Annotated in this window: 11 protein-coding genes; 8 read left to right on the top strand and 3 right to left on the bottom strand. The window is 38.0% G+C overall.

The annotated features are described in order from the left end of the window. Window positions 1-17: 17 nt before the first annotated feature. Complete coding sequence (locus tag B3317_RS01640) at window positions 18-857, bottom strand: hypothetical protein (RefSeq protein ID WP_291107891.1); 840 nt, start codon at window positions 855-857, stop codon at window positions 18-20. After that, the gene (locus tag B3317_RS01645; RefSeq protein WP_291107894.1) at window positions 854-1432 is read right to left on the bottom strand and encodes an RNA polymerase sigma factor; all 579 of its coding nucleotides are present in this window, start codon (window positions 1430-1432) and stop codon (window positions 854-856) included. The genes B3317_RS01640 and B3317_RS01645 overlap by 4 nt, the downstream gene beginning before the upstream one ends. 186 nt (window positions 1433-1618) lie before the next feature. On the opposite strand from B3317_RS01645, the gene B3317_RS01650 reads away from it, so the two are divergent. The 8 genes from B3317_RS01650 (at window position 1619) to dnaA (ending at window position 10012) form a co-directional block, all read left to right on the top strand. Next, a complete protein-coding gene (locus B3317_RS01650; RefSeq protein WP_006798623.1) occupies window positions 1619-1816 on the top strand; it encodes a winged helix-turn-helix domain-containing protein in 198 nt (65 codons plus the stop codon). Window positions 1817-1980: 164 nt separating this feature from the next. Then, on the top strand, window positions 1981-2277 hold the full coding sequence (locus B3317_RS01655) for a hypothetical protein (RefSeq protein ID WP_291107901.1): 297 nt from the start codon (window positions 1981-1983) through the stop codon (window positions 2275-2277). A gap of 17 nt (window positions 2278-2294) precedes the next feature. Next, on the top strand, window positions 2295-2600 hold the full coding sequence (locus tag B3317_RS01660) for a cell division protein ZapA (protein WP_291107904.1): 306 nt from the start codon (window positions 2295-2297) through the stop codon (window positions 2598-2600). Between the two features lie 118 nt (window positions 2601-2718). Continuing rightward, window positions 2719-4248: a ribonuclease Y gene (gene rny / locus B3317_RS01665; RefSeq protein ID WP_291107907.1), complete on the top strand. Its 1530-nt coding sequence runs from the start codon at window positions 2719-2721 to the stop codon at window positions 4246-4248. A 719-nt stretch (window positions 4249-4967) separates the two neighbouring features. Next, a complete protein-coding gene (locus B3317_RS01670) occupies window positions 4968-5978 on the top strand; it encodes a 2-hydroxyacid dehydrogenase (RefSeq protein ID WP_291107910.1) in 1011 nt (336 codons plus the stop codon). Window positions 5979-6007: 29 nt separating this feature from the next. Further along, the gene (locus B3317_RS01675; protein ID WP_291107913.1) at window positions 6008-7279 is read left to right on the top strand and encodes an N-acetylmuramoyl-L-alanine amidase family protein; all 1272 of its coding nucleotides are present in this window, start codon (window positions 6008-6010) and stop codon (window positions 7277-7279) included. Window positions 7280-7398: 119 nt separating this feature from the next. Beyond that, window positions 7399-8286 (top strand): MlaD family protein, encoded by an 888-nt coding sequence (locus B3317_RS01680; protein ID WP_291107916.1) that lies wholly within the window; start codon window positions 7399-7401, stop codon window positions 8284-8286. Between the two features lie 322 nt (window positions 8287-8608). Continuing rightward, on the top strand, window positions 8609-10012 hold the full coding sequence (gene dnaA, locus B3317_RS01685) for a chromosomal replication initiator protein DnaA (protein ID WP_291107919.1): 1404 nt from the start codon (window positions 8609-8611) through the stop codon (window positions 10010-10012). Between the two features lie 74 nt (window positions 10013-10086). On the opposite strand, the gene B3317_RS01690 is transcribed toward dnaA, so the two are convergent. Further along, on the bottom strand, window positions 10087-11979 hold the full coding sequence (locus B3317_RS01690) for a DUF3857 domain-containing protein (RefSeq protein WP_291107921.1): 1893 nt from the start codon (window positions 11977-11979) through the stop codon (window positions 10087-10089). Window positions 11980-11995 lie beyond the last annotated feature (16 nt).

Raw genomic sequence — 11995 nt, forward strand, 5'->3', positions numbered from 1 at the left:
TCTTGAAAAGTTGATGTTTAGAATTCGACCTTTACAGTAACCCGTTCTTTACTTCCTGTAGTCCAGCGCGGACCTGATTGAATCAGTCGTATAGCTTCATTATCGGACGTGCCGCACAAACTGTATTTTACATCAAACAAGAATGGCCGCCCCAGGGAATTGACCGAGAATTCTATGGCTACTTTGCCCTTACGGTCTTTGCATATGTCATCGGTCGGTCGACGGAGCGATTTTTTCAGGTATTCATTGTATTTCTCGTAGCCGCCTATAGGTTCGGGTTTACCGCTATTCGCTTCTTCCGGAGAGGATGTTCTGCTTTCGAAATCATCAGGTACATATATTTCTATCGGCACTTCGCTCATGCGTTTGGCATCTTCCGACAAGATTTCCTGCTCGGCTTTACTCATCGAAGCACTTTCTTCACTTTCTATTTTGAAGCGGGAGATATCCGGCTTATAAGCCTTTGCCAGTTCAGCATTCTTTTGTGCGATCACCACTATATTTTCAGCATAATATGCTTCAGGTACATAGATCTCGATAATGGAATTTTCGTTTGCCTGTTGGGCATATAGTCCCGATTTATGATAGTCGGTCAGAAAATATCCGCCGATGCCGATTATGATGATAATAGCGGCGGCGGCCGATTGCCACATTTGCCTGCCGTTTGCCTTGTTTTTTGTTTTCGATTTGGCCTTTAACCGGTTTTGTATATTATTGATACGTTCGATATGGTTGTCGTCGATGCTGTCGAATCCGTCTATAGCCTCGTACAAAAACGGATCTTTCATCGAATCTTTTTCTATCCGATGGGCATCTTTACCTTTTCTTTGTCCTTTTATGTAATCTAAAAACTTCATTCTTTCAGATTTTTTTCGATACAAATTTTTAAATTCCGTTTTCCGTTTTGTATATAACTCTTTACACTTTTGAGATGAAAGCCTGTTTCATCCACGATGTCCGCATACGATTTATCTTCGTAAAAAAACTTTTCTACTGCTATCCGTTGAGGTTCCGGCAGTTTCTCCAGGCACTCATTCAGAGCGCTTTCCTTTTCTTCATCCCTGCTGTCATCAAATAGAGTAAAAGAACTGTCCGATTCCATAAGCTGGGAATCGAAATTAACAATAATTTCCCTCTTATTTTCTTTCAGTATATGAAAGCAATGATTCTTTACTACACTATAAAGCCAGTTTTTGAATACCTTGATTTCGTAGTCCTGAATCTTTTGAGACAGGTTTTCGTAAATATCTATTACGGCATCCTGTGACTGCCCCGGGTTTTGCAGATACTTGAGGCAAAGACCGTAAATGAGGGGAATGTAGCGTTCGTAAAGCTGTTGGAAATATTCAGCTTTACGCGTTTCTTTAAATTTTGACAAGAGAGTCTCGTCGCTGTCCGATTCTTTTTTCTTATGTAAGCTAAAGAATTGCAAGAGGAATCATTTTTACACAAATCTACAAGATTTTAATTAATAATCAAACAGTTTGAAAGCTTAACGAAAATGTCATAATCCCGTGTTTCTGTTAAAATTTGTAATATAAAATTGTATAGATGGTTCATTTTATGTACTTTTGTCATCGAAATAATAACGAGTTTAATTTTTTAACAAGCACCCATTATGAAAGAAAAAATTGGATCAAACGCAGGTATTATTTGGACTTACCTAGATGCAGAGGGAAGCAAACCGCTTAAAGACATTAAAAAAGCATGCAAATTGACAGAAAAAGATATGTATGCGGCTTTAGGCTGGTTAGCAAGAGAAGGCAAAATAGCTTTCAATGAACTAAAAGACGACTTGCAGGTCGTTTTGTTGTAAAAACGCAGAACAATAATTTCAGATAAAAGAGCCGCTTATCTTTCGCATAAGCGGCTCTTTTTTTTATTTGTATACGTCCGGTTTCTTTTTAATGAATTTAGAAGAGTAATAATTTTGTTAATTCGTTGGTATTATTTATTTTTGTCTAGCATTTTGGCTACTTTATGACTGAAAATGACGAAAAACTTCTGGCCGAATTTGAAATAAGGATGCGGCAATTAATGTACCTCTGTGATACGTTAAAAGAAGAGAACGCCTTATTGAGACAGGAGTTGATACAGAGAAGTATGACAATTGAAGGTTTGACATCAGAAGTGGAAGAGCTGAAAACAAAATATGACAATCTGAAATTTGTAAAATCTTTCTCCTCAGAGAATAAAGATGATACATTACAAGCAAAGAAGCGATTGTCGAAATTAGTGCGAGATGTAGATAAGTGTATCGCCATGCTGAAAAATTAACGAATAAAGGCAAAGTTATGGACGAGCATTTAATAATTAATCTACGCGTAGCTGATATGAGGTATCCTCTCCGGATAAAAAGGCAGGAGGAAGAAGTATTCAGGAAGGCTGCGGAGGAAATAGATTATAAAATAGTTCAATATAAAAATTATTTTACAGGAGATTCATCCCATTCATTGCAGAATAGCGATTATATGGCAATGACAGCAATACAGGCTGTAGCAGAGAAGGTTGAGTATCAATTACGGGCAAATGAATTTGAGTCCAGGATGAAAGAACTGACGCAGGAATTGGAAAATTATCTGAGAGGTCATGTAAAATAAAATTATAGTACTGAGAAGAATCTAGAGCACTAATTTTAAGTATGAGAATATTATTCATACTTAAATTAGTGTTTTTTAGTTTATATAAATTGAGTTTTTAAATAATGAAAAATAAATTATGGATATATTATTTTATGTAATAGCTTTCCTAGCCGGAGCAGTCGTGGCGTGGGTGGCTTTGAATTTCATGGCGAATTCAAAGTTTAAACGTCAGGTGAAAGAAGCGGAGCAGGAAGCTGAAGTAATCAAGAAAAATAAATTGCTGGAAGTAAAAGAGCAGGCATTGCAAATGAAATCTGAGTTTGAGAAACAGGCCAATGCCCGGAACTCTAAAATACAGGCAGCAGAGAGTAAAATCAAGCAACGTGAATTGAGCCTGAACCAAAAACAGGAAGAACTCCAACGTAAGAAAAACGAAGCTGACACCGTTAAAGCTAATCTGGAAAGTCAGCTGGAGATAGTAGAAAAGAAAAAGCAGGATCTTGATAAACTTCACAAACAAGAAGTGGAAAGACTGGAGGCTCTTTCCGGATTGTCGGCCGAAGAAGTAAAAGAAAAACTTGTAGAGGCTTTGAAAGATGAGGCGCAATCGCATGCCCAGTCTTATATCAATGAGATAATGGAAGAGGCTAAGATGACAGCCAATAAGGAAGCGAAGAAGATCGTAATACAGTCTATACAGCGCGTTGCTACGGAAACAGCTATAGAAAATGCAATTACAGTTTTCCATATAGAGTCTGACGAAATAAAAGGACGTATTATTGGCCGTGAAGGACGTAATATACGTGCATTGGAAGCTGCTACAGGTATTGAAATCGTAGTAGACGATACACCGGAAGCGATAGTGCTTTCAGGTTTTGACCCTGTAAGACGTGAAGTAGCCCGTCTGGCATTACACCAGTTGGTAGCAGACGGTCGTATACACCCTGCCCGTATCGAGGAAGTGGTGGCTAAAGTGAAGAAGCAAATCGAAGAAGAAATTATCGAAACGGGTAAGCGTACTACTATTGATTTGGGTATTCACGGTTTGCATCCTGAGTTGATACGCCTTGTAGGTAAAATGAAGTACCGTTCATCATACGGACAAAACTTGTTGCAACACGCTCGTGAGACAGCTAACCTGTGTGCTATTATGGCATCAGAGCTTGGGCTTAATGTAAAGAAAGCAAAAAGAGCCGGATTGTTACACGATATAGGCAAGGTGCCTGATGATGAGCCGGAATTGCCACATGCATTACTAGGTATGAAGCTTGCAGAGAAATATAAGGAAAAACCGGATATTTGCAATGCTATCGGGGCTCACCACGATGAGGTGGAGATGACAAGTCTTCTGGCGCCTATTGTACAGGTTTGTGATGCTATATCGGGAGCACGTCCGGGAGCACGCCGTGAAATTGTAGAAGCATATATCAAACGATTGAATGATTTGGAGCAATTAGCTCTTTCGTATCCGGGTGTATTAAAGACATATGCTATCCAGGCCGGACGCGAATTGCGTGTAATAGTAGGTGCAGATAAGATAGATGATGTAGAAACAGAAAAACTGTCTGCTGATATCGCTAAAAAGATACAGGACGAAATGACTTATCCGGGACAGGTAAAAATCACAGTTATCCGTGAAACCCGTGCCGTAAGTTACGCCAAGTAGGAAAAACAGATTTTATATAATAAAAAACGGAGGCAAACTTTGTCTCCGTTTTTTTGTTTTAAGAAAAGCAGTGTGTGACCAAATCTGATTTCTCAGAGGTGTCTTATATAGGTCGCTATTATCCCGGAAAGGTCACAATCTGAATGTATTTTTTTTTGAGGCCGGGTAGAGAAATGCAAGAGTTGGTGGTAAGTTTATCTATATACAAAGCTGTCAGCTTTTGGCTCTTTGAAGTATTGATTAGCGGATTTGTAAATTCGCATATTAGCAAATGAATGAAAAGTTGTAACCTTTGTTACTTTTTTTAGTTACCGGTTACTTCGTCCTGCGGGCAATTACCAGCTATGGGAAGCAGCCTATCAATTTTGTTTCACGCAAAGACACTAAGGCGCAAAGTTTTTACATCTTACCCGTTGTTGACTGATGGCTGATAACTGAAAATACTGTTACCTTTGTTACTTTTTAACAAGTCGTAAGTTGAAAGTTATATGAGATACCAGTAGGCAAGGCACGAGATACAAGTTGTGAACTGATGACTGCTAACTGTTTACTGAAAAAACTGTTACCTTTGTTACCTTTTTGGGTAAACGGTATGTAAATAAAATGAAAAAAACAGGCCGAAAAAGAACTAATCAATGTAGTTTTTGAGGATAAAGGTTATTTTAATTACTTTTGCAATCAGGTATAAAGGATTAATAATATATATAGTAGGTAAAGCAATGGCATATAAAATAGCGGTTTTTGACGCAAAGCCTTATGATATGGCTACTTTTAATAAGGCAAACGAAGCATATGGTTTCGAACTGGTCTATCATAAAGAACATCTTGATAAGAATAATGTGCTTTTGGCAAGTGGGACTGATGCTGTTTGTATTTTTGTAAATGCAAAGGTAGATGAAGAGGTGGTGACTAAACTTCATTCCTATGGTGTAAAACTGATTGCATTGCGTTGTGCCGGGTTTAATAATGTAGACATAGCAGCAGCCGCCAGAAAGGGCATAAAGGTAGTGCGCGTTCCTGATTATTCACCTCATGCTATTGCCGAACATACATTGGCTTTGATGCTTTGTCTCAATAGAAAGGTTCATCGTGCATTTTTGCGTACACGCGACGGAAACTTTTCATTGATAGGATTTCAGGGATTCGATATGTATGGCAAGACTATCGGTGTGATCGGTACGGGCAAGATAGGGAAAGTCGCTACAGGTCTCTTTCAGGGGCTGGGTATGAATGTGCTGGCTTATGACTTATATCCGGATACAAAATGGGCTGATGCTACAGGCGTTAAGTATGTGTCACTGGATGAATTGTATGCTAGTGCCAATATTATTACATTACATTGTCCGTTAACAAAAGAGACTGAATATCTTATCTGTGACGAATCCATCGCTAAAATGAAAGAAGGGGTAATGATTATCAACACCGGGCGTGGAAAGTTGATCCATACCAGACATTTGATAGAAGGGCTGCTTGGTGGTAAGGTCGGTTATGCAGGTCTGGATGTGTATGAAGAAGAAGGGGCTTATTTCTATGAAGACCATTCGGATAGTGTGATGACTGATGATGTGCTTGCCCGGTTACTGTCTTTCAATAATGTGATCGTGACATCTCATCAGGCTTTCTTTACACAGGAGGCCATGTCGAATATTGCACACACAACTATGAATAATATCCTTGATTTCTTCGATGGTAAAGAGTTGAAAAACGAGGTTGTATATAATAAAGCTTAGTGTAAATTTCATACAGTTAAATTGTAAGTATGAAACGGTTCTTTATTCTTTTTGTTTATATATTCATGTTCTTGGGAATCACAATTGCTGCTGAGCCTAAGTTTGTCGTTGTTATCGATGCCGGGCATGGAGGTAAGGACGGTGGAGCAGTGAGGGGTATATATAAGGAGAAAGATATAAATCTGGGAGTAGCTAAAACTTTGGGGGAACTGATAGAAGCAAACTTTAATGATGTGAAAGTTGTTTATACCCGTAAGACGGATGTTTTTGTAGACTTGGATAAGCGGACGCAGATAGCCAATAAAGCTAAAGCCAATTTGTTTATATCCATTCATACAAATTCAACGGCTTCAAAGACGACTAATGCTTCCGGTGCCGATACTTATATATTAGGGTTAGCGCGTAGCGCTGAAAACCTGGAAGTAGCAAAACGGGAAAACTCCGTTATCCTGTTAGAGGACAATTATACATCGAAGTATGAAGGCTTCGACCCCAATTCGACGGAGTCGTACATTATATTTGAGTTCATATCGAATAAATATATGGAGCAAAGCCTGCAATTTGCGGATTATGTACAAAAGGATTTTAAAAATATCGCAAAACGTACCGATAGAGGCGTGCGGCAAGCCGGATTTCTTGTGTTAAGAAAAACCAGTATGCCAAGTGTGCTTATCGAACTCGGGTTTATCAATAATCAGGCAGAAGCTAAATATTTATCTTCCCGATTGGGCCAGAGGGCGATGGCGACCGCTATATACTCGGGATTTAAAAAATATAAACGGGAATTTGATAAAAAGCAAGGCCGCTATGTTGCAGCTCCGGATAAAAATGAGGAAATCGATGATATTGCAGTTGACGAAGCTATCATAAAAGACAAAGCGGTCATTCAAGATACTTATGCCGTAGAGAAAGTCGATACTCCGGTTGCGAAAGAATCGGCCAGAGTAAAAAATATGGTAGAAGTACCAAAGAAAAGAGAGCAATCTCCAAAGAAGATCGGAGAAACCCCAAAAAAGGAGACTGAGCCTTCAGCAAAGACGGAGAAAGCAGCAACAAGGAATATTAGCAATCAGACAGAGTACCGGGTACAGTTCTTGGTGTCGCCAAAGAAACTCTCAGACAACTCAAAAGAATTTAAAGATCTTTCACCGGTTTCATTTTATAGAGATGGCAGCAGCTATAAATATACTTATGGCTCAACAACAGATTATAATGAGATAATTAAAATACAGCGTCAAGTCAGGGCTAAATTTAAAGATGCGTTTGTAGTAAAATTTAAAAACGGGGAACGTATTAAATAAGTAATGGCAAAACACTATGTGGGTGGGAGACGGTTTTTAATAATAACTATTTGTTGTATTTAAACTTAGCAAAATAATAAATAGGTCTGCGACCTTAGAATTACATATATTTAACAGTTATGAGTAAAATGTCGAAAGAAGTAAAAATAGGTATAGCCTTTGTAATCGCAATTTTCCTTTTGTATTACGGCATCAGTTTTCTGAAAGGGGTAAATCTTTTTAAACCATCAAATTCATATATTGTCGTCTTTGACGATGTGTCAGGGCTAACCCAGTCTACACCTGTTACGCTGAATGGTTTTCAGGTAGGTCTGGTATCTTCCATGGAGCTTGATCCTAAAAATCAAAAACGTGTGATTGTATACCTGAATATGGACAAAGGCATGGAGATACCCAAAGGTAGCAAAATGTCGCTGGATGTTTCTGTTCTGGGCTCGGCAACAATCATGCTTGAGACTAATCCTTATACAAAGGAGAACCTTTCTTCCACAGATACTATAAAAGGTATCCGGGTGAAAGGGATGCTAGATGCGGCAGGTACTATGCTGCCTCAGGTAGAACAGCTTATACCGAAGATTGATTCGATACTTATCGGCCTTCAGACGCTGGTGAACAATCCTGCATTGAACCAGTCACTGACAGATATCAATCAGATTACAGGCGACCTGGCCAAATCGACCAAACAACTGAATTCTATGATGACCACCTTAAATAAGGATGTTCCTGCCATAACCGGAAATCTGGGTAAAATGTCTAATGACCTAAGCAGTGTGTCGGGCAAGATAAATCAAATGGATTTGGCTTCCACATTCAGGTCTGTAGATTCTACGATGAAAAATATAGAATATCTTTCTACGAAAATCACATCTAAAGATAATTCTTTGGGATTATTATTGAATGATCGTCAATTATATGATAGTATTAACGGAACAATTAGTAATGCTTCGTTGTTACTTAAAGACGTAAGGCAAAATCCATCCCGTTATATTAATGTAAAGGTCTTTTAAACCATTCTATTTAGAATTGATCTAAATAAGTAAAAATATTTTTTTTGCTTAATAGTGTCACCCTTATACTTTTCGGGCAGTATTACGAAATTGTTAAAACGTAATTAAAATGCTATTAAAAACGCAATTGATTGATTATTAGTTAGTTATTTATGTAGATAGGGGTGATTTTGTAATTACGTCATAAGTCATTGAAATTAAAACAGATGTTTCTAAAACTAGAAATCCAAATTTGGGGGCACTTTTTTTTTATGAAATAAATGATGAAATTTACATTACGAAATCGAGAGAGTAATATAGACAAAAATAACTAAACTAATAAATGAATCCTTCTTCAACTCAAAATTTATGGGCTAATTGTTTAACGGTCATTCAGGATAATATACCTGAAGCGGCTTTCAAAACATGGTTCTTACCTATTGTACCCTTATCCTATGAAAATAAGGTATTTACAATACAGGTACCAAGCCAATTCTTTTATGAGTATCTGGAAGATAAGTTTGTCGATTTACTGAAAACCACTCTGCATCGCGAAATCGGTAAAGATACAATATTACAGTATCGCATATTGATGGAGAATACAACTAATACAGTTGTAGATTATAGAGGTGACGCTAAGACATTACCTGTTGATAAGGGACATATTAAAAGCTCCAATAAAGTACCTAATCCTTTTCAGAAAGTTGTTGCGGATGATTTTGACTCTCAGTTGAATCTGAAATATACATTTGATAACTTTTTTGAAGGAGAAAGTAATAAACTGGCCCGGACTGCAGGTGAGACTATAACAAAAAATCCTGGCAAGACGGCTTTTAATCCGTTGTTTCTTCATGGTACATCCGGTGTGGGTAAAACCCATCTCTGTCATGCCATAGGGACACGTATAAAAGAGCTGTTTCCGGAGAAACGTGTATTATATGTGTCGGCTCACTTATTTAAAATTCAGTATGCTGATGCCGGACGTTATAATACGACCAATGACTTTATCAACTTCTATCAGGGTATCGACGTACTTATCATAGATGATATACATGAATTGGCTGGAATAGAGCGTACTCAGAATACACTATTCCATATATTCAATCATCTGCATCAGAATAACAAGCAGCTTATCCTTACTTCAGACAAAGCTCCGGCTGAGCTTCAGGGAGTAGAGGAGCGTTTGCTCACACGTTTCAGATGGGGTTTGACCACGAAAATAGATCATCCCGATAAGGGTTTGAGGTCAAAGATCCTTCAAAATAAGATTCTTCACGATGGGTTGTCCATACCTGAAGATGTGGTGGACTATATAGCAGAGAATGTAACAGATAATGCGCGCGATCTCGAAGGTATTATCGTATCTATTATGGCACATTCCCTAGTATATAATAAAGAAATAGATTTATCTTTGGCCAGACGTGTCATCGGACAGGCAATAAAGAAAATTGAAGCAAAGAAAATAACAATCAACGCAATAGAATCTGTTGTTTGTGACTTCTATAATATAAAGAGTGAGTTGATTCATACTGCTTCCCGCAAGCGGCAGATAGTCCAAGCCAGACAGGTGACTATGTATCTGTCGAAGAGTTATACCGAAATGTCTCTGGCTCAGATCGGGTCTCTCATAGGCAAGAAGAATCATGCGACAGTACTTCATGCTTGTAAGACAGTGAAAGAGCAAATGGAAGTAGACAAAGTATTCCGGGACGAAATAGCAGAAATAGAGAAAAAAATAAAAAGCTGAGGGCGTTAGTTCTCAGCTTTTTAGCTTCGTCTTGATGCCCTGTTAAGATACTTTGTGTTTACTATAATTATTGATCATGATTTCCTTAATACTAACTTCCTTTTTGTCGCAGCAGTAATTTCAGAGAAGAAAGCCTTGATCTCTTTATACTGCGATTTATCATACCGTCCTGTAAAGATATCAATATTTTGAATATATATAATCTTATTCCCATCTTGTTTTACTTCTGTTTCGAATTTACCAAAGGGAGTTGTCAGGGATATATTCTTGGGTAAAGATTCAGTTGTGTATGATTCTGGAATATTGATAATGATGGAGTCGGATTCTGAAAACCCATTGTTAATCACAATGTCCTGAATGCGCGTATTGGATGAAAACATATTATAGCTTCCTTTTTCCAGAGGGCATGCCGGGATAAATAAACGGGTACCTGTTTTATTTACAAAATCAGTAGCTATAAAGTCAGCGGATAAAGCGCAGGACGGTAGTGATGACTTATCCTCGTTTGTCCTTATATTATCTATTTGTACTTTAGGAAATCTGACATTTCGGTTGATGTATCCGATTACTTTTTCTCTGTCCTTTGATGTCATGGCAAATACATTGTAAAGATATCCATGCAGATGTTCAACAAAGGCCAGGGTGCCATTTGCTGTCCCATCTTCGGAGACATTAATAGTTATTATTGATTCCTGTTTATTGTCTTTATCCTGATACCTGGCAACTTGACAAACTTTACCTCCGTTTTCAGTTACAACAAGGGCGTCATGCCCGGCTATATTATCGTGGATATAGCCAAAAGGTATTGTTTGAGAGGTACATTCGAGCCATAAGCTGTCATTCTGAAGGGGTACAAGTAAAATAGCATGATTAGTTTCACTTATATTCGAAAAGCCTTTAGTAAAGGACTTCCTATTTCCGGAATATATCTCACAATAGTTTGAAGGGATACCAATTGCATTTAGCATAGCTTTCATTTCGTTTGATAAGCCTTTGCAATCTCCGAACCCTGTTTTCATTGTGGTTGATGCTTCTATTGGCTGAAATCCTCCGATACCTAATTGAATACTAACATACCGGGAATTCTCTTGCAGGTATTTAAATAATATCTCTACCTTTTCTCTATCCGTTTTGGCATCTTTTACAAGTGATTTAAGCTTGTCAACAATATCATTTGGTAAAGCATCACGTCCTTTGAGTAAACCGGACACCCACATGCCATAGTTCTTCCAATCCGACATATTCCCACAAGAGGAATCATAGCAAAAATCAGCCGGAGCAATCAATACTCTCGGATATATATCCCTTAGCGCAGGAGCCAAAGGTTCACTGTTGATCGCTTTGAGGTTGTTTGCGGTAAATGAATATATGTGTTTATTACCTACAATTTCATCTTTAACATTACAATCGAAATTTGCATCATATCTCAGATTCATATCCGCAGGCAGTTCTATCCTGTAACTGGCATTGACCAGCGATTGCATATAACTTTGAATAGGTGTGAAAGCGGGGTATGAGATTATACCGTTCTTCCATTTTTCTTCATATGTATATTCTATCGTGTATGGATATGTGGGAACCTTATATTCATAGACAATAGAGTAGGCATCTGTTGCCATCTGGTCGGACATGGAAGATATCGTCAAATCTTTCTTTCCGATTTTCCGTATAATGCTACCTGATGCATTTTTTATGACAGCAGAAAAATCTTTCATTTCCTTAAATTTGTCATTATAAGCATAAAAATGGGCAAAACCTTCTCCTTGTTTGCTGAGGATTGTCATTGTTTTCGTCACCTTACATGTGGCATTATTCCTATCCGTCTGGATTATTACTATATCGGAATTCTGGACAATCGCAACCGCATTTTCACGGAGGCTGTCGGAAGCCTGGTTTGTCGAATTACCATTTGCATATGCTATTACAGATGATAATATATAGAGAGTTAGAATGAAATGTCTGTACATAATGGTTGTGGTTCTT

This window comes from Dysgonomonas sp. UBA7710 (genome assembly GCF_002482385.1).
Lineage (GTDB): Bacteria > Bacteroidota > Bacteroidia > Bacteroidales > Dysgonomonadaceae > Dysgonomonas.

Bases quoted from the DNA above. Each gene is read 5' to 3' on its own strand.
- B3317_RS01640 (WP_291107891.1), bottom strand. From the start codon at position 857: ATGAAGTTTTTAGATTACATAAAAGGACAAAGAAAAGGTAAAGATGCC.
- B3317_RS01650 (WP_006798623.1), top strand. From the start codon at position 1,619: ATGAAAGAAAAAATTGGATCAAACGCAGGTATTATTTGGACTTACCTA.
- B3317_RS01655 (WP_291107901.1), top strand. From the start codon at position 1,981: ATGACTGAAAATGACGAAAAACTTCTGGCCGAATTTGAAATAAGGATG.
- B3317_RS01660 (WP_291107904.1), top strand. From the start codon at position 2,295: ATGGACGAGCATTTAATAATTAATCTACGCGTAGCTGATATGAGGTAT.
- rny (WP_291107907.1), top strand. From the start codon at position 2,719: ATGGATATATTATTTTATGTAATAGCTTTCCTAGCCGGAGCAGTCGTG.
- B3317_RS01670 (WP_291107910.1), top strand. From the start codon at position 4,968: ATGGCATATAAAATAGCGGTTTTTGACGCAAAGCCTTATGATATGGCT.
- B3317_RS01675 (WP_291107913.1), top strand. From the start codon at position 6,008: ATGAAACGGTTCTTTATTCTTTTTGTTTATATATTCATGTTCTTGGGA.
- B3317_RS01680 (WP_291107916.1), top strand. From the start codon at position 7,399: ATGAGTAAAATGTCGAAAGAAGTAAAAATAGGTATAGCCTTTGTAATC.
- dnaA (WP_291107919.1), top strand. From the start codon at position 8,609: ATGAATCCTTCTTCAACTCAAAATTTATGGGCTAATTGTTTAACGGTC.
- B3317_RS01690 (WP_291107921.1), bottom strand. From the start codon at position 11,979: ATGTACAGACATTTCATTCTAACTCTCTATATATTATCATCTGTAATA.